The organism is Arthrobacter sp. LT660 (genome assembly GCF_056172845.1).
This window is the reverse complement of record NZ_CM149651.1, coordinates 3,312,655-3,334,112: the sequence shown is the minus strand read 5'-3', so window position 1 is coordinate 3,334,112 and position 21,458 is coordinate 3,312,655. Positions and strand designations below refer to the sequence as shown.

At 68.3% G+C, this 21,458-nt stretch carries 21 protein-coding genes, 1 tRNA gene and 1 pseudogene; 12 read left to right on the top strand and 11 right to left on the bottom strand.

The features are described from left to right. Positions 1-146: 146 nt before the first annotated feature. The 3 genes and pseudogenes from AC0QSG_RS15575 to AC0QSG_RS15565 form a co-directional block, all read right to left on the bottom strand. Positions 147-449 (bottom strand): DUF4193 domain-containing protein, encoded by a 303-nt coding sequence (locus AC0QSG_RS15575; RefSeq protein ID WP_435727111.1) that lies wholly within the window; start codon positions 447-449, stop codon positions 147-149. A gap of 111 nt (positions 450-560) precedes the next feature. Beyond that, complete coding sequence (locus AC0QSG_RS15570) at positions 561-683, bottom strand: hypothetical protein (protein WP_435727112.1); 123 nt, start codon at positions 681-683, stop codon at positions 561-563. 188 nt (positions 684-871) lie between these two features. Next, positions 872-1,159: pseudogene (locus tag AC0QSG_RS15565) on the bottom strand (XRE family transcriptional regulator); the annotation flags it as partial. A 209-nt stretch (positions 1,160-1,368) separates the two neighbouring features. On the opposite strand from AC0QSG_RS15565, the gene AC0QSG_RS15560 reads away from it, so the two are divergent. From AC0QSG_RS15560 to AC0QSG_RS15550, 3 genes are read left to right on the top strand one after another with little or no spacing between them, the layout of a single operon-like run. Continuing rightward, a complete protein-coding gene (locus AC0QSG_RS15560; RefSeq protein WP_475376059.1) occupies positions 1,369-1,572 on the top strand; it encodes a hypothetical protein in 204 nt (67 codons plus the stop codon). Beyond that, a complete protein-coding gene (locus tag AC0QSG_RS15555; protein ID WP_475376058.1) occupies positions 1,560-1,898 on the top strand; it encodes a hypothetical protein in 339 nt (112 codons plus the stop codon). The genes AC0QSG_RS15560 and AC0QSG_RS15555 overlap by 13 nt, the downstream gene beginning before the upstream one ends. After that, positions 1,895-2,581, top strand: coding sequence for a class I SAM-dependent methyltransferase (locus tag AC0QSG_RS15550; RefSeq protein ID WP_475376057.1), 687 nt, complete (start codon positions 1,895-1,897; stop codon positions 2,579-2,581). The genes AC0QSG_RS15555 and AC0QSG_RS15550 overlap by 4 nt, the downstream gene beginning before the upstream one ends. A gap of 95 nt (positions 2,582-2,676) precedes the next feature. Here AC0QSG_RS15550 and AC0QSG_RS15545 read toward each other — a convergent pair whose 3' ends face one another. Continuing rightward, a complete protein-coding gene (locus tag AC0QSG_RS15545; RefSeq protein ID WP_475376056.1) occupies positions 2,677-3,159 on the bottom strand; it encodes a hypothetical protein in 483 nt (160 codons plus the stop codon). Between the two features lie 344 nt (positions 3,160-3,503). On the opposite strand from AC0QSG_RS15545, the gene AC0QSG_RS15540 reads away from it, so the two are divergent. Next, entirely contained in the window at positions 3,504-4,754 is a 1,251-nt protein-coding gene (locus tag AC0QSG_RS15540) for a phospholipase D-like domain-containing protein (protein WP_475376055.1), read from the top strand. A 13-nt stretch (positions 4,755-4,767) separates the two neighbouring features. Here the strand turns inward: AC0QSG_RS15540 and AC0QSG_RS15535 are convergent, their stop codons facing one another. Further along, positions 4,768-4,986, bottom strand: a complete 219-nt coding sequence (locus AC0QSG_RS15535) for a helix-turn-helix domain-containing protein (RefSeq protein ID WP_475376054.1) — start codon at positions 4,984-4,986, stop codon at positions 4,768-4,770. Between the two features lie 198 nt (positions 4,987-5,184). On the opposite strand from AC0QSG_RS15535, the gene AC0QSG_RS15530 reads away from it, so the two are divergent. The 3 genes from AC0QSG_RS15530 to AC0QSG_RS15520 are packed head-to-tail and all read left to right on the top strand — an operon-like array spanning position 5,185 to position 7,223. After that, positions 5,185-5,877 (top strand): MSMEG_4193 family putative phosphomutase, encoded by a 693-nt coding sequence (locus AC0QSG_RS15530; RefSeq protein ID WP_435727121.1) that lies wholly within the window; start codon positions 5,185-5,187, stop codon positions 5,875-5,877. Positions 5,878-5,901: 24 nt separating this feature from the next. Beyond that, on the top strand, positions 5,902-6,456 hold the full coding sequence (locus tag AC0QSG_RS15525; protein ID WP_475376053.1) for a DUF3090 domain-containing protein: 555 nt from the start codon (positions 5,902-5,904) through the stop codon (positions 6,454-6,456). After that, complete coding sequence (locus tag AC0QSG_RS15520) at positions 6,456-7,223, top strand: SCO1664 family protein (protein WP_475376052.1); 768 nt, start codon at positions 6,456-6,458, stop codon at positions 7,221-7,223. The genes AC0QSG_RS15525 and AC0QSG_RS15520 overlap by 1 nt, the downstream gene beginning before the upstream one ends. Before the next feature lie 132 nt (positions 7,224-7,355). On the opposite strand, the gene AC0QSG_RS15515 is transcribed toward AC0QSG_RS15520, so the two are convergent. Together AC0QSG_RS15515 and AC0QSG_RS15510 are read right to left on the bottom strand one after the other, a co-directional pair. Next, positions 7,356-7,432, bottom strand: a tRNA-Thr gene (locus AC0QSG_RS15515). Between the two features lie 129 nt (positions 7,433-7,561). Continuing rightward, a complete protein-coding gene (locus AC0QSG_RS15510) occupies positions 7,562-8,413 on the bottom strand; it encodes a DsbA family protein (protein WP_475376051.1) in 852 nt (283 codons plus the stop codon). 116 nt (positions 8,414-8,529) lie between these two features. Between AC0QSG_RS15510 and AC0QSG_RS15505 the strand changes: the two genes are divergently transcribed. From AC0QSG_RS15505 to AC0QSG_RS15490, 4 genes are all read left to right on the top strand, one after another. Further along, a complete protein-coding gene (locus AC0QSG_RS15505; protein WP_435729040.1) occupies positions 8,530-9,981 on the top strand; it encodes an alpha,alpha-trehalose-phosphate synthase (UDP-forming) in 1,452 nt (483 codons plus the stop codon). Further along, a complete protein-coding gene (gene otsB / locus AC0QSG_RS15500) occupies positions 9,981-10,766 on the top strand; it encodes a trehalose-phosphatase (RefSeq protein WP_475376050.1) in 786 nt (261 codons plus the stop codon). Before AC0QSG_RS15505 ends, otsB begins: the two co-directional genes overlap by 1 nt. A gap of 56 nt (positions 10,767-10,822) precedes the next feature. Next, on the top strand, positions 10,823-11,980 hold the full coding sequence (locus AC0QSG_RS15495; protein WP_435729038.1) for an ABC transporter ATP-binding protein: 1,158 nt from the start codon (positions 10,823-10,825) through the stop codon (positions 11,978-11,980). A 131-nt stretch (positions 11,981-12,111) separates the two neighbouring features. Continuing rightward, positions 12,112-13,464: a DUF4032 domain-containing protein gene (locus AC0QSG_RS15490; RefSeq protein WP_475376049.1), complete on the top strand. Its 1,353-nt coding sequence runs from the start codon at positions 12,112-12,114 to the stop codon at positions 13,462-13,464. Here the strand turns inward: AC0QSG_RS15490 and AC0QSG_RS15485 are convergent. From AC0QSG_RS15485 to AC0QSG_RS15470, 4 genes are all read right to left on the bottom strand, one after another. Next, positions 13,461-15,359 carry a glycoside hydrolase family 13 protein gene (locus tag AC0QSG_RS15485; RefSeq protein ID WP_475376048.1) on the bottom strand — a complete coding sequence of 633 codons (1,899 nt, stop codon included), beginning with the start codon at positions 15,357-15,359 and terminating at the stop codon, positions 13,461-13,463. The genes AC0QSG_RS15490 and AC0QSG_RS15485 overlap by 4 nt on opposite strands. 100 nt (positions 15,360-15,459) lie before the next feature. Continuing rightward, positions 15,460-16,317 carry a sugar ABC transporter permease gene (locus AC0QSG_RS15480; RefSeq protein ID WP_475377330.1) on the bottom strand — a complete coding sequence of 286 codons (858 nt, stop codon included), beginning with the start codon at positions 16,315-16,317 and terminating at the stop codon, positions 15,460-15,462. Between the two features lie 68 nt (positions 16,318-16,385). Next, on the bottom strand, positions 16,386-17,996 hold the full coding sequence (locus tag AC0QSG_RS15475) for an ABC transporter permease subunit (protein ID WP_475376047.1): 1,611 nt from the start codon (positions 17,994-17,996) through the stop codon (positions 16,386-16,388). 111 nt (positions 17,997-18,107) lie between these two features. Then, positions 18,108-19,415, bottom strand: a complete 1,308-nt coding sequence (locus tag AC0QSG_RS15470) for a sugar ABC transporter substrate-binding protein (RefSeq protein ID WP_475376046.1) — start codon at positions 19,413-19,415, stop codon at positions 18,108-18,110. 277 nt (positions 19,416-19,692) lie between these two features. On the opposite strand from AC0QSG_RS15470, the gene AC0QSG_RS15465 reads away from it, so the two are divergent. After that, complete coding sequence (locus AC0QSG_RS15465; protein WP_475376045.1) at positions 19,693-21,456, top strand: glycoside hydrolase family 13 protein; 1,764 nt, start codon at positions 19,693-19,695, stop codon at positions 21,454-21,456. The last annotated feature ends 2 nt before the right edge of the window (positions 21,457-21,458 follow it).

Below are 21,458 nucleotides of genomic sequence, written 5' to 3'. Positions count from 1 at the left end.
GGAGTGGATTTCGTGTCAAATTGGGGCTGGTGGGACGAATGGCCACATTGGGACGAAAAAGGCGTGGCCACCCCCGCGGCCACGCGCTAGCTCCAACGACACCCTCGGTGCCCGTCGCGCCCCGGCTCGCGCCGGGGCCGGCTTTCTTAGCCCTCGCAGTCCTTGCAGAACTTGATGCCCTTGGACTCGCGGGCGACCTGCGACCGGTGCCGCACCAGGAAGCACGAGCCACAGGTGAACTCGTCCTCGCCTTGGGGCACGACGGTGACGTTCAGCTCCTCGTCGGAGAGGTCCGCGTCCGGAAGGGTGACGCCGTCGATGTTTTCGGACTCGTCCAGCTCGGCCGAGACGTTCCGCGCATCCGGGGCGCCCATGGTCTGGACAGTCTTCAGCGTGGCGTCCGACGCCTCGGCAACATCCGGGCGCATCTCGTCGTAGTCCTGGGCCATGCGGCTCCTCCAATTCATGTTTCGGTCGGTGGCTAGGGTACACCCCGAAACTGCTTTGGCAAGCATCCGCCCGAAACTTGTCCTCCTCGGGTGTCGCGGCCCGGGGGCGCCTCACATGAACAGCGCTATGGACCCCGACAGCACCGCCAGCAGTCCGACCACCAGCACCAGCCCCACAGCCACCGTCAGAACCCCCATGACAGCCAGCCACGCCACCGTTCTCATTTCGCCCATGCCTTCATTCGTCCCGTCGTGATCACGTGACCACGCCTTCCACTCAAGCCCAGACAACGGCATGACGCGGGCCGAAACCACCGTCGTTACACAGTCGGAATGCATTCGTGCCGAACCGGTTACCTTGGCTGAGACGACCACCCTATGAAAGGCCTCAACGGGTGCGCTTTGCCCGCAAGTGCAGCCGTGAGATCCAGTACGCCGAGCACCAGCCGCAAGGTGCCGTTGAGCACGTAGAGCCACTCGTACCCCTCGTGCACCTGCGGGTCGGGCTCCTCCAGCGGCTCCTCCGCATGCAGCACGTGTTTGTACGCCTGGATCCCACCCGGCCGGCGCGTCAACGGCAGAACGGTGCCACGATGCCCTTCGATGGGGCGGAGATGCACGCGCGGGTCGCGGGTGGTCGGCGCTCCCACCAACTCGTCGAGGGGGACCCGGTGCGCCTTCGCCAACGGCAACAGCAACTCGAGGTTCGGTACAACGTCGAACGCTGCGGGGATCATCGTTCCCGGAACCGCCATAGGCACCGCAGGCGTCACCTATCCGCGCTACCGCTTCCGCACCACGCTCGACGGCGGAACGGTGGGGCAGGGAGGTGCTGCACTGCCCCTTCTGCCACGGATGGGAGGTCCGTGATCGGCGCATCGGGGTCCTCGGCACCGGCGCCATGTCCGTGTAGCAGGCGTTGCTCTTCAGGCAGTGGAGCGGAAGCATCACGCTCTTCCTCAACGACACGGTGGAGCCCACCGCGCAGGAGTGGGAGCACTTGGCGGCGCGGGGCGTCATCGTCGTCGACGGCGCGGTCGCCCGCGTCCTGAACGACGGCGTCGGCGGCGCCCTCAGCGAAGTGGAACTGGCCCGCGGACGGGTGTTGCGGTGGACTCCCTGACAGTCGAGCCGCGCTTCGTCGCCAACGCCGGGATCTTCGCGGGCTTGGGGCTGGACGTCGTCCAGCACCCGGCCGGGGTCGGCGAGCACCTTGCCGTGGACGAAATGGGAGCCGCCGCGGTGGACGGCGCGTGGGCCGCGGGCAACGTGGCAAACCTGATGCTGCAGGTTCTGCCGGCGGCGGCGTCCGGCTCGACCGCCGCGATGGCCATCAACAACGACCTGATGGCCGAGGAGCTGCAACGGGACCTGATGGCGTACCGAGGCGCATCCACTATCGCGACGGACCGTGAAGCGGGCACTATGGGAGCGGAGGTTTCCCGATGAAGACACACCACCAGCACCACGACCATGGTCCGCGCGAGTTCGACGAGACGTTTTGGAACGCCCGGTACGGCGAGAAGCAGCGGATTTGGAGCGGCAAACCGAATCCCCAGTTGGTCGCCGAGACCGAGGGCATTGCGCCGGGGACAGCGCTCGACGTCGGCTGCGGCGAGGGAGCCGACGCGCTGTGGCTGTCTTCCCGCGGCTGGCGGGTCACCGGCGTCGACATCTCGTCGGTCGCGCTGGACCGCGCCGCCGGTCACGAACGGGAATCCGGCGCCCCACACGACGGCGGCGAGCGCCACCCCGTGCGTTGGGAGCATCACGACTTGACCAGTTGGGATCCGCCGTCCGAGTCCTTCGATCTGGTCACCGCCCAGTACATGCACCTGCCCGCGGCCCAGCGCGACCCGCTGTTCCGTGCCCTGGCGCGGGCGGTGGCACCGGGCGGCACACTGTTGGTCGTGGGGCACCACCCGTCGGACATGCAGACCGCGGCGTCGCGTCCCGACCGCCCGGACCTTTACTACAACGCGGCCGACGTGGCCGCCCTGCTCGACGACACGTGGTTGCACGAGGTCCTCGAATCCCGCCCGCGCGAAGCCAGCGGACCTGAAGGCGCTAAGCTCGCCGTGGCCGACGCGGTCTACCGCGGTCGGCGCCGCCTAGCTCGTCCGCACGGGTGAAATGGCGTCGCCCAGGGTCGTGAAGTCGTATCCATGTCCAGCAGGGCCGTTTCCGAAGGACCAACATACAGCGCCCCAGCGCCCTGCGTTGTCCCCTAGATCCGTGCCGCCGAGTTGGCGGGGCTATCCTCGGGATTCCAGCCTCTTTCGGCCGTTTCCTCCTCAGGTGTCCGCGGCTTGGCATCGGGCGTCCGGGCGTAGCGCCATGCAGCAGCCCCAACGGAAACCAGGATGGCGGCCACCGCCGCGATCATCCACGCGCGGTGGGATCCGGACCGGGCCGGTTCGGCAGGCAGCACGACGGGCGCGGCTTTCGGCGCGACGCGATGCAGCCCCTCGTGGATGCGGGGGGTCACGCTCTCCACTCCACCGGCGAGCTCGTCGGCGAGCCGACGCACCACTGTCTGGATCCGGGGGGACGCGGATTCGACGCCGGCGTCCAGACCCAGCACGGCCCGTTGCAGGGCGGCTTCAACACCGGGGGTAGCCCATTCCCTCCCCTTGGCTAGCCGGACCGCGAGATTCTCCGAAAGCTGACGGGTCCTGGCGTTTTGGACCAACGGCTCTACCGTGCGCATGAATGCCTCCTCGTTGCTTGGAACCATCCACAGCGTACGGCTGGACGTCGTCCGAATACAGGCCAAGCGGAACGGGATTTCCATACCCCATTTCGCCGTGGGCGACCTATGCTTCGAAGCCGACACACTGGTGAAGGGCTCACAAGAGCTCACGAAGCACGGCACGCGACTAACGGTGTTCTTCATACCGGTTTGGACTTTCGGCCGTCGGTACCGCGTCCGCCTAGACGAGCACCGGGTGGGTGTCCGCGCCAGTCGCCTACAGCTCGGGGCACGCGTGGTCCGTCGCCGTCGGATGTGGCTCCCGAGGCCACACTGGCACCATCCACGGATAGGCTCTGGTCATGCCCCATGTGAAACCGACGCCCATTGTTGCCATGGCACGAAAATCGGCCGGAAGATTGTTCCTTGCGTTCCTTGCCGTCCAGACCGCCGTTGCCGGCACGCTGGTTCTCATCGACGCGGTGAAACACCGCAACAGGGCCCACCGCCCGGGCTTCCCGCATCCGGGTGTATTCGATGCGCGCGTCGCCGATTCGGACGTCACGGTCTACACCTACGGCGAGGACCTCTACCGCGACATGCTCGCCGCGATCCACGGCGCCAAGCGAAGCATCTTCCTGGAAACCTTCATCTGGAAGGACGACGCGACCGGACGGCGCTTCAAGGAAGCCCTGGCCGATGCTGCCGAACGCGGCATCGAGGTTTACGTCGTCTACGACGGTTTCGCCAACCTCGTTGTTCCCCGATCCTTCTACCGGTTCCACCCCGGCATCCACGTCTACCGGTTTCCGGTGTTGCGGCCGTCCAGGCTGTTCACCCCGCTGCGCAGCGCGGGACTGGACCACCGGAAGATACTCGTCGTGGACGACGAGACCGGCTTCGTCGGCGGCTACAACATCGGCGACCTCTACGCCACCGAATGGCGCGACACCCATGTCCGCATCACCGGCCCCTCCGTCTGGGACCTGCGCCAAGCGTTCGTCGGCGTGTGGAACACCGTCACCGCCGACCCGGAGATCCCCCACCTCCCACCGCAGGCGTGGGACCCCCACATCCGCGCGGTCAACAACATCCCATCCCATCTGGTGTACCCGATCCGGGGCGTGTATCTGGACGCGATCAACCGCGCCCAGCACCATATCTACATCACCACCGCGTATTTCATCCCGGACCAACAGATCCTGCAGGCCCTGCTCTCGGCCAGCAAACGGGGCGTGGACGTCAGGATCATCCTTCCGGAGGACTCCAACCACGTGCTCTCCGACTGGCTCTCGCGCGGTTTCTACACCAGCATGCTGCGCGCGGGCGTCACCGTCCTGCTCTACCGAAACGCGATGATCCACGCAAAGACCGCAACCATCGATGGGCATTGGTCCACCGTCGGCACCGCGAACATCGACCGGTTGAGCCTGACCGGCAACTACGAAACAAACCTGGAGATCCACGACGAGGCCCTCGCCGCGGACATGGAGAGGATTTTCGGCGTCGACAGCGCCAACTGCAGGGAACTCACCTTGGATGACTGGAGCGAACGGCATTTCGCCGCGCCGATCAGCGAAACCATCCTCATTCCCCTGCGCCCGTTCCTTTAGGCGACCGGCGGGCCTACCCGTGTCGTTTGATGGGGGCCGCGGCGTGGCGGTCGGCGATCAGATACTCCTCGACGGCCTTTTCCGGGACCCGGTAGGAGCGTCCAAACCTCACCGCGGGCAGCTCCCCCGAATGCACCAGCCGGTACACGGTCATCTTCGACACCCTCATCGCGACCGCCACCTCGGCGACCGTCAGGTAATGGGCGTTTTCAAAATTCCCCAGCTCAACCATTTCCATCCCCCATCACGTCGTCCGCTGTCCCCACAGCGGTTCTCCGGCACCCCAGATGGTCCGGGGCTCCATTGACCACAAGGAAATCACGCGCACCTTGGGGTTTGGTGGGAACGACGTCGACGCGCTCCGGTCTCTCGGGCAACAAGTGCCCGGTACGGTTCACGCCGCCGTCAAACGGGTGGCTAGGCTGGGTGGATGGCGACAGTTCTTCTCGTGCGGCACGGCCGCACCACAGCCAATGCCACTGGACTGCTCGCTGGCCGGGCCGCCGGCGTCGGCCTGGACCAGATCGGGCGCGACCAGGCGGCCCTGGCCGGGGACCGGCTGGCGGCCGTGCCCGTAGTCGGGGTGGTGTCGAGCCCTCTTGAGCGTTGTCGGCAGACCGCCCAGCTCATCCTCGACCGCCAGGCCGGGACCCCGTACGCGCCGGTCGATCTCGATCTCACCGAGTGCGATTACGGCCAATGGCAAGGCCGCACGCTCAGTGATCTCGCGACCGAGGATTTGTGGACGGTGGTGCAGTCGCAACCCTCCGCCGTCGTCTTCCCGGGCGGTGAATCCATGGCCGCGATGCAGGCTCGCTCCGTGGCCGCGATTCGACGCCACGATGCGGCCTTCGAAGCCGAACACGGGCCGGGGGCCGTGTGGGTGGCGGTGAGCCACGGTGACATCATCAAGTCAATCCTCGCCGACGCGCTCGGCATGCACCTTGACCTGTTCCAGCGTCTTAGCGTGGGCCCCGCCTCCGTATCGATCGTGCGCTACGGCGCTAGCCGGCCGAGCGTCCATGCGACCAACACCGACGCGGGGGATCTGTCGTGGCTGGCGAACGGCATCCAATCCGGCGATGCGCCGGTGGGCGGCGGCGCGGGGAACAAGGCGCCCTGAACCCCATGTGCCTAAAATACTGACATGCCTACACGTGTTCACGAGTTTGACTGGCCTGATCGGGTCGTCGTCGGCACCATCGGCCTTCCGGGGGCGCGCACGTTCTATCTGCAGGTGCGCGCACGGAAGCACATCGTGAGTATCGCCCTGGAGAAGCAGCAGTCGGCTCTGCTCGCGGAGAAAATCGACGAGATCCTCGACCAGCTCATTGCCGTCGACGGCAACCCGTTCAGGATTCCCACAAGTACTCCCATTGAACTTGTCGACAACGACCAGCTCGAGGCCGTTCAGGAGCAGTTTCGTACCGGTTCCATGAGTTTGGGCTGGGACCCAACGACGGCGCAGGTCGTGATAGAGGCCTACCCCATCACCGATGTCGATGCCGACGACAACGACGAATCCCTTGATCAGGACGGCGCCGACGATCCTGAAATGCTGCTGGTGCGAATGCCGGTCGGTACCGCCCGCGCATTCGCCAAGCGCACCCGTGAGGTCGTGGGCGCCGGGCGTCCGCTGTGTCCGGTTTGCGGTTACCCCATAGACGCCGACGGGCACGTGTGCAACCTTCCCGAGATGTGATGCCAACACCGGATCTGGCGGCCGCAGAGCTGACGCTCACCGGCCGCATCACGACGGCTTCAAACGCTACATTCCTAGGTAGCATCGGCGACGTGGTGGTTGTCTATAAGCCGATAGCAGGCGAAAGTCCACTGCGGGATTTTCCCCACGGCACCCTGGCTTACCGGGAGGTTGCCGCCTATCTGGTCTCGAAGGTCTTCGGCTGGAACGTGGTGCCGCACACTTGGTTGCGCGATGGTCCGATGGGCGAAGGAATGGTGCAGCTTTGGCAAGACCAAGACCCCGCCCAAAGCGCCGTGGATCTGGTCGCGACGGACCACGTGCCGGAGACGGGCTGGAAACGCGTCCTCGAGGGACGCGATGCGAGCGGACGGATGGTCGCCCTCGTCCACGAGGACTCGTCAGCGCTCAGACGCATGGCGGTGTTCGACGTGCTCGTCAACAACGCCGACCGCAAAGGCGACCACATTCTCGCCATGCCGGACGGACACCGGCACGGCGTGGACCATGGGCTGACCTTTCACCATCACCACAAGCTGCGCACGGTGCTGTGGGGGTGGCTGGGAGAAACTCTGACCACCGAGGAGCGCGACGGCATCGAGCGTGTCAGCGAAGGACTGCACGGTGAGCTGGGCCGAAACCTGGCCGACTTGCTCAGCGCCGAGGAGATCTCTTCTCTCGCCGCGCGTTGCACCAGGTTGCGTCTGGCAGGGCGATTTCCGGCTCCGAACGGTGAGATGTCGGCCGTGCCCTGGCCGCTGTTCTAGCTGTTCTAAGGGGAATACGACTACGGGCTTCGCAGGCCGTGCCACGTTGAGGGCATGGATCCTTGGGTAGACGGAGTACGGAAAAACGAAGGCCCGAGATGCGCGGTATCACGCGGGTCTCGGGCCTTCTTTTGGAGCCCCCTACCGGATTCGAACCGGTGACCCCCTGTTTACAAGACAGGTGCTCTGGCCAACTGAGCTAAGGAGGCGCGCTGGGCCATGCGTCGGCCAGCATCAACTAGGTTAGCCCACCGCCCCGTCGGCGCGGAAACTCAGGAGCGCCACGGCGCCGCCGCCTCGGCGACGGCGAGCGCCGGTGACCCCGACGCCCGGAACCACTACGCGGCGTCGATCAGGCCCTGTGCCCAGGACGAGAAGTCCGGCTCTGCCTCGGGATCCCACACCCGGCCCTGCACCCACACGCTCGGCGTTCCGGGGATCCGGTCGCGGGTGGCGGCCTCCTGCGTGAACTGCGCGAACGGGCGGAACGTCCCGTCCTCGATGCACTCATCCACCTCGGCTCCGTTGTCCCGCGCCAGCTGCGCCAACTCGCCGTTGTCCATCTCGCCCTCGGGGTAGTGCGCGAACACGGCCTCGGCGTAGGGCAGGTACGACGCCGGAGCGGCGTCGGCCACGCACGACAGCGCGTTGGCCCCGCGCGCGGAGTAGTTGGTCGGGGACGCCAGCAGCGACAGGTTGCGGTACTCGAGGGTGATGTCCCCCGCGCCCAGCCACGTCCGGAGCTGTTCGGCGTAGCGGTCCTCGAAGTCCGCGCAGTGGACGCAGTTCACGTCCACGTAGAGGACCACCTGCGCGGGGTCCCCCGCGGCAGCCCGGGCGACGCCCCGCGGCGTGGGCTCCCCCGGCTCCGGTTCCGGGCCAAGCGTCGCCACGTCGACGGCGGGCGCGGCCTCCCGCGAGAATTCCGTCTCCGAGACGAGCACGATCCCGCCCTCGGCGTTGCCGCCCTGCGGCGCCGGGCCGGCGTCGGCCACGGCGTTCCTGTTGTTCTGGACCGCGATCACGGCGACCACGGCGATGATGACCACGACGACGGCCACCAGTCCCAGCTTGACCAAGAGCGCCTTGCGCTTCTCCGCCTTCGCCTGCTGCTCGCGCATGAGGCGGGCCTTCTCACGTGCCTCGAAGGTTCGTTCGGCCTTGCTGGGGCGCGGAGGTTTGGCTGCCATGCCGCCAGTTTAGTCCACGGACCGCACGGATTCCGGCCCTTGGATCGTCAGCCCCCGCCGCCTTGACTTAGGCTCGGACACAACAAGGTACGTCCCCCAACAGCAGGAGGTTATCCGTGCCGGCAGCCAAGACAGCCAGCCCCGACCCGCAACAGGAACACGGCGCCTACGACTTCGTCGTGGTCGCGAACCGGCTCCCCGTGGACCGCATCACCGGCCCGGACGGTTCCGCGCAGTGGCAGCGTTCGCCCGGGGGGCTGGTCACCGCGCTCGCCCCCGTGATGGCCAAGGCGGAGGGCGCCTGGGTGGGCTGGCACGGCGCGCCCGACGAGGAACTCGGGGCCTTCGACGACGGCGGCATGCACCTGGTACCCGTCCCGCTCTCCCGGGACGACGTCGAGCTCTATTACGAGGGCTTCTCCAACTCCACGCTGTGGCCGCTGTACCACGACGTCATCGTCGCCCCGGAGTTCCACCGCACCTGGTGGGACCGCTACCGGGAGGTCAACCGCCGCTTCGCCGAGGCCACTGCGGCGACCGCCGACCACGGCGCCACCGTCTGGGTCCAGGACTACCAGCTCCAGCTGGTTCCGCAGATGTTGCGTGAGAGCCGCCCGGACCTGAGGATCGGCTTCTTCAACCACATCCCGTTCCCGCCGCTGGAGATCTTCGCCCAGCTCCCCTGGCGCCGCCAGGTCCTCGAGGGGCTCCTGGGCGCGGACCTGGTGGGCTTCCAGCGCCAGAGCGACGCGAACAACTTCCTGCGCTGCGTGCGCCGCTATATCGGCTTCACGGTCAAGGCCCAGCAGGTGCACGTCCAGGACGCCGACGGCACCCCGCGCCGCGTCTCGCGCGCCGAGGCGCACCCCATCTCGATCGATTCGGCGCACATCGCAGAACTCGCCAAGGACCCGGACATCATCGCCCGGGCGGCGGAGATCCGCGCGGAACTCGGCAACCCGGAAACCATCCTGCTCGGCGTCGACCGCTTGGACTACACCAAGGGCATCCGCCACCGGATCAAGGCCTTTGGCGAACTGCTCGCCGACGGCGAGCTGGTGGTGGGCGAGGCGGCCCTGGTCCAGGTGGCCAGCCCCAGCCGCGAGCGGGTGGAGCACTACATCGCGCTGCGCGAGGAGGTGGAGCGCACGGTCGGCGGAATCAACGGCGAATACGACACGATGAGCCACACCGCCGTGCGCTACCTGCACCACAGCTACCCTGTCGAGGAGATGGTCGCCCTCTACCTCGCCGCCGACGTCATGCTGGTCACCGCGCTGCGCGACGGCATGAACCTGGTGGCCAAGGAATTCGTGGCCGCCCACGGCGACAACCGGGGAGTGTTGGTGCTCAGCGAGTTCGCGGGCGCCGCCGACCAGTTGCGCCACGCGGTCCTGGTGAACCCCCACGACATCGACCGGCTCAAGGAGGCCATCATGGAGGCGGTCCGCATGCCCGCCGCGGAGTCGGCCCGGCGGATCCGCATCATGCGACGGCAAATCGTCGCCAACGACGTCAACCGCTGGTCCAGGTCGTTCCTCGAATCGCTCGCCGGGAGGGACTCCTGATGGGGGCCGGATTGGACGTCGGGCTGCGTGCCGCCGTCGAGTCCCTGGCCGACGCGCGCCACCTGCTGGTGGCCATGGACTTCGACGGCACCATGGCCCCCTTCACGGACCGTCCGGACGACGCGCGCCCGCTTCCGGAGACCGCGCGGGCACTCGCCGAGCTCGGCGCCCTCGGCAACACGACGACGGCGCTGCTCTCCGGCCGCCACCTCGACAGCCTGCGTCTGGTGGCCTCGCCGGACGACGGCGTCCTGCTGGTGGGCAGCCACGGCGCCGAACGCTGGGCGCCGGAGCGCTTCCCCGCCGCCGCGGCGGAACTCACGCTGGACACCGCCCAGGCCAAGCTGCTGGGGACGGTCAGGGCCCGGCTCGAACGCATCGCCGCGGACCACCCCGGCGCCCTGCTCGAGACCAAGCCCGCCGGGATCGCGCTGCACGTGAGGCAGAGCGACCCGGACACCGCGGAGGCCGCGCTGGCCGCCGGACGCGCCGCCCTGGGGGAGCTGGAGGGCGTCCGGCTCTCGGAGGGGAAGTCCGTGTTGGAGTCGTCGGTGGTCCAGGCGGACAAGGGCGCCGGGCTGCGGTGGCTCCGCGACCTGGCGGGCGCCGACGCCGTCCTCTTCGTCGGGGACGACGTGACGGACGAGCACGCGTTCGCGGCGCTCGGACGGAACGACGTCGGCGTGAAGGTGGGCGAGGGGCCCACCCGGGCGCGTTTCCGCGTCGCGGGAACCGATGACGTCCCGGCTCTTCTCCAAACGGTCCTTGGTGTGCGAAGATTGTGACACCATTCACAACGGACCGTCGGGCACGTACCTGCCCGTGGAGGGATTGATCACTCATGGCATCTGTCACATTCGACAATGCAACCAGGCTGTACCCGGGCACCCAGAAGCCCGCCGTGGACAAGTTGAACCTTGAAATCCAAGACGGCGAATTCCTGGTCCTCGTTGGCCCCTCGGGCTGCGGCAAGTCGACCTCGCTGCGCATGCTCGCGGGCCTCGAGGACGTCAACGCCGGCCGCATCCTCATCGGGGACCGCGACGTCACGGACGTTCCGCCAAAGGACCGCGACATCGCGATGGTCTTCCAGAACTACGCCCTGTACCCGCACATGTCGGTCGCGGACAACATGGGCTTCGCGCTGAAGATCGCCGGTGTGGACAAGGAAGAGCGCGCGCGCCGCGTCCTGGAGGCCGCAAAGCTCCTGGATCTGCAGGACTACCTGGACCGGAAGCCGAAGGCGCTCTCCGGCGGCCAGCGCCAGCGCGTGGCCATGGGCCGCGCGATCGTCCGCAGCCCGCAGGTGTTCCTCATGGACGAGCCGCTGTCCAACCTCGACGCCAAGCTCCGCGTGCAGACCCGCACGCAGATCGCGTCCCTCACCCGCCGCCTCGGCGTCACCACGGTGTACGTCACCCACGACCAGGTAGAGGCCATGACCATGGGCGACCGCGTCGCCGTGCTCAAGGACGGCCTGCTGCAGCAGGTCGACACCCCGCGCAACCTCTACGACACGCCCGCGAACGTGTTTGTCGCCGGCTTCATCGGCTCTCCCGCCATGAACCTGCTGGAGCTGCCGACGGTCGAGGGCGGCATCCAGTTCGGCGACGCCATCTACCCGGTCGACGCCGGCATCCTGGCCTCCGCCAACGGGAAGACGGCCACCGTCGGCGTCCGCCCGGAGGACCTCGAGGTCGCGCCGAACGGCGAGGGCCTTCCGGTCGAGGCCGACGTCGTCGAGGAGCTCGGCGCCGACGCCTACGTCTACGGGCACGCCACGCTGGACGGCAAGGAGCACACCATGGTGGTCCGCGTCGACGGCCGCAAGCCCCCGTTCAAGGGCGAGACCATCTACGTGCGTCCCCGCCCCGGACACGTCCACCTCTTCGACGTCCGCACCGGGCTGCGCCTCGGTGGCGAGTCCCCCGCCGGCACGCCGGAGGCGAGCCTCGCCGACGTCGAATCGCTGGCGGAGGAGGAGCAGGCCTCGGCCTAGCCGCCGCAGGCACACTCCGCGGGCCGGACAGGCGCCCCCACCCGCAACACGCCGACGGCGGCCACATCTCGAGTCCGAGGTGCGGCCGCCGTCGTCGTCCAGCACCACCCAGCGACGAGACCGAGGACCGGATGCCCCGCCACAACGCGAACTGGCACGACGAACCCACCGACTACAGCCAACGCGGCAAACTGCCGCGCGACACCTCCCCCGAGGAATCCGTGCGGCCCACCGGTTCGTTGAACATCACCTCGGCGACGTCGGACGCGGCCCTGCTGGACCTGCCCTGGCACATCACGCTGGAGGAATGGCCGCAACGCTACCTGGCGGCGCTTCCCCGCGGCATCTCGCGGCACGTCGTGCGGTTCGCGCTCTTGGCCAACTCCGTGATCGCGGTGAAGGAGACCGGCGAGCACATTGCCCGGCACGAGTACCACATGCTGCGCAAGCTGCGCCGGCTGGACGTGCCGTGCGTGGAGCCCGTGGCGGTCATCTCCGCGCGCACCACCCCGGAGGGCGAGGACCTCGACCCGGTGCTGGTCACGCGGCACCTGAAGTATTCGCTCCCCTACCGGGCGCTGTTCTCCCAGAAGTTGCGCCGCGACACCCTCACCCGGTTGATCGACGCCCAGGCGCTGCTGCTGGTGCGCCTGCATCTGGTGGGTTTCTACTGGGGCGACGTCTCCCTTTCCAACACGCTCTTCCGGCGCGACGCCGAGGCGTTCGCCGCGTACCTCGTGGACGCCGAGACGGGCGAGCTCTACCCGGAGCTCTCCTCCGGCCAGCGCGAATACGATCTGGAGATCGCCCGCGTGAACATCGCCGGCGAGCTGATGGACCTCATGGAGGCCGGCCTGATCGAGGAGACGGTGGACCCGCTGGCCACCAGCGAACAGATCATGGACAGCTACCGCGGCCTGTGGGCGGAGCTGACGCGGAAGGACAAGTTCGACGTCGCCGAGCGCTGGCGCGTGGACGAGCGCATCCGCCGGCTCAACGACCTCGGTTTCGACGTCGACGAGATCTCGCTCAAGACCACGCGCGACGGCGGACAGCTGCAGATCCAGCCGAAGGTCGTCGACGCCGGGCACCACCAGCGCCGGCTGATGCGGCTGACCGGGCTGGACGTGCAGGAGCGCCAGGCGCGCCGGCTGCTCAACGACATCGACGCCTACCGCGCCAAGCGGCACCCCGACAAGGACGAGGAGTTGGCCGCCGCCCTGTGGGTCAACGACGTCTTCAACCGCATCACCGAGGCCATCCCGCGAGAACTCCACGGCAAGCTGGAGCCGGCGCAGATCGTCCACGAGGTGCTGGAGCACCGCTGGTACACCGCCGAAAAGCGCGGACAGAACGTGCCGATGGCGGAGACGGTCGACTCCTACGTCGAGAACATCCTCCGCCACCGCCGGGACGAGGCCGCCATCATGCTCAACCCGCCCAGCGGCGTGCTGGACGTCGTCGACCTCCGCGAGCAGGACTAGGAAGGCACGCACACCCCGGGCAGCGCCCAGAGCGCGGCGGCCGGGCCGTCGCCGTCGAGCACCACGACCGGTCCCTGGGCGTCGCGGGTCGCGGCATCGATCCGCCCGGTCGACCACAGCGGGGACGGGGCGCCCGCGCCGACCAGTTCCGCCGGCAGCTCGACGCCGCTGAACGCCGCGCGGGACGCCGCGACCAACACCGAACCCTCGGCGTGCTCGCGGACGAAGACCAGCACGTCCCCCTCGGCGTGGAGCCAGCGGATGCCGCCGTCCATCAGTGCCGGCAACGCCCCGCGCAGCCCCGCGAGCTCCGCGTAGAGCGGCCGGAGGTCCTCGAGGATCCGGGCCGGGTCCGACCACGGCATGGGCGTGCGGGAGTCCTCGCCGTTGAATCCCTTGAGGCCGAACTCGTCTCCCATGAAGACCATCGGGATGCCGGGCAGGGTGAACTGCAGGGCGACGCCGACGCGCTGTCCCCCGGGGATCACCGCGGAGGCGGCGCGGGCGGTGTCGTGCGTGTCGATCGCGTTCATGTTGGCCAGCCGGACGGCCCACGGGAACCCCGCGGCGAAGTCCAGGTGCGTCGCCAGGAAGTCCTCGCCCTCGATCCGGTCGGGTCCGCGCTGCGGCAGGCCGAAGTAGTCGGGCCACGTCTGCCGCACGGGCGGGGCCACCGGGTCCAGGACGACTCCCGGGGCGCCGTCGGCCGCCAGCCACTGCCACAGCGGGCGCGTGAAGTTGGTATACGTCATGGCGCCCTGCCACGTGTCGCCCTGGAAGTCGCGGGCGGCGTCGGACGTCGATTCGGCCAGCAGCATGGCGTCCGGATTGATGCGCCGCATCTGCTCGCGGATGAGGGAGGCAACCTCGTGGTTGAGGTCGTCGGCACCCATCCGGCCGGTCATGTTGCCGACGTCGATCCGCCATCCGTCGAGGTTGAACGGGGGCTTCAGCCAGCGCGAGACCATCGAGTCGTCGTCGAGGATGAACCTGCGGCGCAACCCCGGCGAGTTCCAGTTGAACTTCGGCAGGGACGGGACCCCGAGCCACGCCACGTACCGCGAGTTGTCCTCCGAGAAATAGTAGAACTCGGATTCGGCCGCCCCCGGACGGCGGAACGAACTCCGGAACCACTCGTGCGCGTCGCCGGAGTGGTTGGTGGTCAGGTCCCCGATGACCTTCAGCCCGCGGGCGTGGATCTCCTCGATGAGGTCGATGAAGGCCCGGTCCCCGCCCAACAGCGGATCCACCCCACTGAACGCGGACGCGTCGTAGCGGTGGTTGGAGCGGGCCGGGAACATCGGCGTCAGGTAGATGACGGTGGCGCCGAGGCCCTGGACGTGGTCCAGTTTTTCCCGGACGCCGTCGAGGTCGCCGCCGTAGAACTGGTACGGGGTCTCCGGGCCGCGGCCGACGACGTCGGTGGAGTCCCAGTCGCAGGCGATGGCCCAGTCCGGAAGCTCCCGGCCGCCGGCTGCCGCCGAGCGCGCGAACCTGTCGGGGAAGATCTGGTACATGACCGAACGGTGGACCCAGTCCGGCGTCGGTTCGAAGGTCCCGAGCCGGAAATCCTGCGCGTCCGGGACGTCGCGGGTGAACAGGCCCTCCGCGTTGATCCAGTGCGGGCGGCCGCCGGAGCGAACCAGCCACCGGTAGTTCTGCACCGGGGTGGCAAGCGTGAGCTCCGCCTCCCACCAGGCCCAGCCGTAGGCCTCGCCCAGCGGCACCGCGGCGTCGAAGTGCGGCTCCGCGTCCCGGATACTGCGCACCCAGACCCCGTCCACCGCGCCGAACGCGGACGGAATCCGGAGCCTGACGGGGACGCGCGCACCCAGCGCGGGGACGGCGTCCCCCACGTGCAGGGGCGAACCGTCGTGGTGGGGCTGGGAGATCATGCGGTTCCGTTCGGGTTGGTTCGGCGGGTCGCCACACGAGCCTAACCCGGGGCGCGGGTTGGCGGTGCGGATCCGTGCGGGCGGACGGGCGGACGGGCGGTCAGCCCTTGACGCCGCCGGCGGTCAGCCCGCTGGAGATGTAGCGCTGGAGGAACAGGAACAGCGCCATCACCGGGACGGAGGCCAGCACCGCTCCGGCGGCGAAGACGCCCCAGTTCTCCGAGCGCTGCTGGGCCACATAGGAATACAGGCCGACGGCGAGCGTCTGCGAGTCGGGGTCGGTGAGCACCACGGACGCGATGACGAACTCGCTGGAGATCCCGATGAAGGCCAGCAGCCCGACCACCGCGAGGATCGGCGTGACCAGCGGCAGGATGATCCTGAAGAACACCTGGACGTGGCTGGCTCCGTCGATCCGCGCCGATTCGTCCAGCGACGCCGGCACCGAGTTGAAGAACCCGTACATCAGGTACGTGTTCACCCCGAGTGCTCCGCCGAGGTAGACCATGATGAGGCCGAGCGAACTGCCCAGCCCGATGGCCGGGATGACGTCCCCCATGAAGTTCAGCAGCAGGAAGATCGCCACCACGGTGAGCAGTTGGGGGAACATCTGCAGGAGCAGCAGCGTCAGCAGGCCCGCGCGGCGGCCCTTGAAGCGCATCCGGCTGAAAGAGTAGGCGGCGAGCGCGCCGAGGAACACGGTCAGCGCCGACGTCGTCACCGCGATGACCAGCGTGTTCACGAACCAGCGGCCGAAGGGGCGGTCCTCGTTCGCGAACAGCTCGGCGAAGTTGCCGAAGTCGATCCGGCTGAACAGCGCGTTGGAGCCGGCCATCGTCCCCGTGGAGTTCAGCGCGGCGGAGAGCACGTAGAGCAGCGGGAAGACCGAGAAGATCGTGGCGAGGATCGCCACCGCGTGGCGCCATCCCTTTTCGCGCGTCCACCGGCCGAACGACATCGTGACCTCGCCGCGGGCGTTGGTGCGCTGCCGGGAAGCCGGCGGGGCGGGAACTGTCTGTGGAGCCATTAGTTGATCTCCTCGAGGGATTTGGTCTTCTTGAAGCTCACCGCGGACACCGTGGCGACGATGACGAAGATGATGATGGCCAGCGCGCTGGCCAGTCCGTAGTCGCGGCCGGTGCCGGTGCCGAACGCCACCTTGTAGACCATCGTGATCAGGATGTCCGTCGCCCCGACGTCGAACGTGGTGTCGTCGAAGCGCGGCCCGCCGCCCGTGAGCATGTAGATCACGTTGAAGTTGTTGAAGTTGAACGCGAACGAGGAGATCAGCAGCGGCGCCAGGGACACCAGGAGCAGCGGGAGCTTGATGGAGCGGAAGATCCGCCACGGCCCGGCGCCGTCCATCTTGGCGGCCTCGTCCACCTCCTCGGGCAGCGACTGCAGGGCACCGGTGCAGACCAGGAACATGTACGGGTAGCCGAGCCAGAGGTTCACGAGCACCACGGAGAACTTCGCCAGCCAGGGGTCGGACAGCCACGGGATGTCCGCGCCTCCGAGCAGCGCGTTGTTGATGAAGCCGAACTCCGGGTTCAGCAGGCCGGACCACACCAGCCCGGACAGGAACGCGGGGAAGGCGTAGGGCAGAATCATGAGGATGCGGTAGAGCCTCTTGCCGCGCAGGTCGGCGCGGTTGAAGGCGATCGCCAGGAAGATGCCGAGCGCGAAAGTGGTCGCCACGGACAGGATCGCGAACCCGAACGTCCACAGAATCACCTGCAGCAGCGGGCCCTGGAGGTTGGGATCGGTGAAGGCGCGCTCGAAGTTCTTGAAACCGACGTCGATCTTCCAGCCGGTGGCGAGCTCGGCGCCGTCGGGCGCGGTGAAGGTTCCCTCGCCGCTGTCGGAGTAGACGACGCCTGTGGTCGTGTCGGTGAACGTGTCCGCGGCCTCGTCGTAGCTGAGCTTGGGCTTGAACACGAAGGCGTTGGAACCGTCGGCGGTGCGCAGCGTCCCGTCCTCGACGTCGTCGCTGATGGGAACCGCAAGCTGGCCGATGATGTCCTGGCTGGCGAGCAGATCGGCGAACTCGAGGGTGCGATACCCGTCGACGCCGGTCGCGGCGCCGGCGGGTCCGGTGCCGGTGGGAACCGCGTCCTCCAGCGGCTGTTCGTTGCCGCCGAGCTGGACGCGTCCCGTGGGATCGGTGACCAGCAGGAAGTATTCGCCGTCGCGTTCGAGGATGGACGTGGCGTACTGGGGGGAATCGGGAACCCGCTCCTGCGCGGAAAGCTGGATCGATTCGATCGCGTCTTCCTTGCTGGAATTGTGGCCGTCGCCGTAGTTGGTGAAGGCGATGTACGTGGAGAAGATCATCACGAACACCTGGAAGAGCAGCAGGAAGAACACTCCCGGCGCCAAGTACTTGGCCGGAAGACCGCCGCGGCGCAGGTAGATCCAGTTGATCGCCAGCGTGACCAGCAGGCTGATGGCGAAGATGAGCCATTCGCCGCTGGCCGCGAGCTGGAGAAGGACGAACGCGGCGACCGCGTCGACCAGGCCCAGCAGGACGATCTTGACGAGGGTTCCCGTGGTGGAGTCCGGTCCCCGCCGGCCCCGGGGGCGCCGTTTGCCGGGTTGCCCGGCCGGTTGCGTTCTCGACGGTGCAGAGACTGCCATGTTTCCTTGCGCTTTCGTTGTGGCGGCAGCGGGCAGACCGGTGCCGTAGTCGAGCGGGAGCTGGGTGCGCCGGCGCGCCGCCGTGGGGGCGGCGAGCCGGCGCGGCGCGGGCTAGCCCGCGATCTTCTTTTCGATGTTTCCGGCCATCTTGTCCCAGGCGGTGGCCGCGCTGGTTTCCTTGCCCTTGATGAGATTCAGCTCGGTGACGCCCCAGTCGGCCCACACGGCGCCCATCTCCGGGACGGCCGGCATCGGGACGCCGTTGGCGCCGATTTCACCGAAGGCCTTGATGACCTCGTCGGAGGCGGCCTTGTCGAACGAGGCGGTCAGGGCCGGGGGACGGCCGCCGATCTCGAACAGGGCGTCCTGGGCGTCCTCGAGGGAGAGGTAGTTGACCACGAACTCGGTGGCGGCCAGCGCGTTCTTGCTCTGCGAGGAGATGAAGAAGCCGTTGACGCCGATGAACGGCTGCGCGTCCTGGTCGCCCGCCTTCGGCAGCGCGTCGACGGCGAACTTGATGCCCTTCTTCTCGATGTCCGGCACGTTCCACGGGCCGGTGAGGTAGTACGGCGACTCCCCCGCCAGGAACTTCTCCTTGGCGATGTCCCCGGTGATGCTCGAGTTGAAGACCTTCTCGCCCTTGTCGCCCATGTCGATGAGCAACTGCGCGAATTTCTTGCCGCCTTCGTTGTTCAGCGCCAGCTGGGCCGCGTCGTAGGACCCGTCTTCCTTCTGCGCGAAGACCGGCGCCCCGAAGGAGGTCTGCAGCGGGTACAGGTGGTACGGATCGCCCTGCTTCGGGTCGAGGCCCACCAGGAACGGGTACTTGGACTTGCCGTCGGAGACTGACTTCTTGCCGGCGGCGACGACGTCGGCGAAGGACTCGTTGGCCTCGGCGACCAGGTCCGTGTTGCGGATGAGTGCGACGTTCTCGATGGAGTAAGGAAGCCCGTAGACCTGTCCGTCGTAGGTCATGGCCTGGATGGAGGACTCCGCGAACTCCGATGCCTTGTCGCCGAGCTGCATCGGCGCGACGACGCCGTTCTGCACCAGGGTGCCGAGCCAGTCGTGCGGGGCGATGAGGATGTCCGGGCCCTTGCCGGTGGGCGCCTGCGTGATGAAGTCGTCGCGCACGGCGGCGAAGTCCTTCACCACCAGCTTGACGGAAATGCCCTTCTCGGCCTTGAACTTCTCGGCGATCGTCTTCAGCGCCGGCGAACGCTCGGCGTCGACCCACAGCGTCAGCGTGGTCGACGACGACGGGGCCGCCGAGGACGATCCGGCCGCGGTGCTGCTGGCCTCTCCCGTCTCGGACCCGCCGCCGCACGCGGCGAGCATCAACGCCGCCGAGGTGCCGAATGCGCCCAGTGCAAAGGTGCGGCGGGTGATCGCGCCGGTGCCTTCAGTACGTGCCTTCATGTGGTGGAACCTTTCTCAAGCCAGACGCTCCCCGCCCGCCTCCGTGCGCGGGCCGCATGGTGCCGTCCGGCCCTGGGTCGGAGGGAAGCAATGTGATGTGTGCCACCAGTGTAAGCGTTTGCACGACGGGCGTCCACACAGGAAAACGATCGAATCCCCATCGCCCCAACTCAGGCGCCGAATGCCGTACTTCGGGGTTCCTACTCCGCGGTAGGGGCGATATTCGATCTTAGAAACCGCTTCCATTGGGAGCATTGCGACGGTTAGGCTAGTCCGCATGCCCACGCTCAATGACGCCCCAGACCGCGTGCACGACCCCGCCACGGATGCGGAATTCCGGACCGGAGAGGTGGTCCACGCGCCCGCTGCCGTGGATGCCTGGTGGCGCCGCTCGGTCATCTACCAGATCTATCCGCGCTCGTTCCGGGACACCACCGGCACGGGAACGGGCGACCTGCCGGGAATCACGCGCGAACTGCACCACATTGCCGCGCTCGGCGTCGACGCCGTCTGGCTCTCCCCCTTCTTCCGTTCGCCGCAACGTGACGGCGGCTACGACGTCAGCGACTACCGCGACGTCGACCCGCTCTTCGGGACGCTCTCCGATTTCGACGCCCTCGCCGCGGAGGCGGCCCGCCTCGGGGTGCGCGTCGTCGTCGATCTGGTTCCCAACCACTGCTCGGCGGAGCACGCGCTGTTCCAGGCGGCGCTTGCGGCAGCGCCCGGCTCCGCGGAACGCGAGCTGTTCATCTTCCGCGACGGTCGGGGCCACGAGGGATCGGAGCCGCCGAACAACTGGCAGTCCCACTTCGGCGGCAGCGCCTGGACGCGCACCACCACCGCCGAGGGACATCCGGGACAGTGGTACCTGCACCTCTTTGACACCACCCAGCCGGACTTCAACTGGGACAACCCGGCCGTACACGCCGAGTTCGAGTCGATCCTGCGCTTCTGGCTGGACCGCGGCGCCGGCGGTTTCCGAGTGGACGTCGCCCACGCTCTCGTCAAGGCCGAGGGGCTGCCAGACTGGGGCGGCACCGCCGACGGCGCCCCCGTGGAAGGATTCCCGTTCGCCGACGCGCCGATGTTCGGCCGCACCGAGGTCCACGGTATCTACCGCCGCTGGCGCACCATCCTCGAGGAGTACGACGGCGAGCCGATCCTCTGTGCCGAGGCCAACGTGCATCCGCTGGAGCACATGGCGCACTGGGTGCGCCCGGACGAGATGCACCAGACGTTCAACTTCCCCTACCTCGCCACGGGTTGGGACGCGGGCGCCCTGAGGCACGTCGTCGAGCGCTCTCTCCGCGCGTTTGACGCCGTGGGGGCGCCGACCACGTGGGTGCTCTCCAACCACGACGTGTCCCGCCACGCCACGCGGTTCGGCGCCGTCGCCACCGACGTCCGCGTCGGCGACGGGTTGGGGCCGGGGGATCCCCAACCGGACGAGGCCCTCGGCCTGGCCCGGGCGCGGGCCGCGACCCTGTTCACGCTGGGCCTTCCGGGCGGCGTCTACCTGTACCAGGGCGAGGAGCTGGGCATGCCGGACCACACGTCCCTGCCCGCGCAGTACCGGCAGGACCCGACCTTCCACCGCACCGCGGGGGCGCGCATCGGCCGCGACGGCTGCCGGGTGCCGCTGCCGTGGACCAGCGACGGGCCGACCTTCGGGTTCAGCGACTTCGACGCCTCGTGGCTTCCGGCGCCGGACAGCTGGTCCGGCTACGCCCGCGACGCGCAGGCCGGCGTCCCCGGCTCCACGCTGGAGTTCTACCGCGAGGCACTGGCCGAGCGCCGGAGTCGTGACCTCGGCAATGGCGGCCTGTCGTGGCTGGACCCCGATGGGGACGCCCCGGACGCCGTCGCGTACATTAACGGGACGACCGGCGTCGTCCTGAATGCCGGTGGCGCCCCCGTGGCGCTCCCGGCGGGTGCCGTTGTGGTCGAGAGCGTGGTGGGCGCCGTGCGGTACGACGACGGGCGCCGCACGCTCGCCCCGGACGCGGCCGTGTGGCTGGACCTGTCCGGAAGCGGGCAATAGCA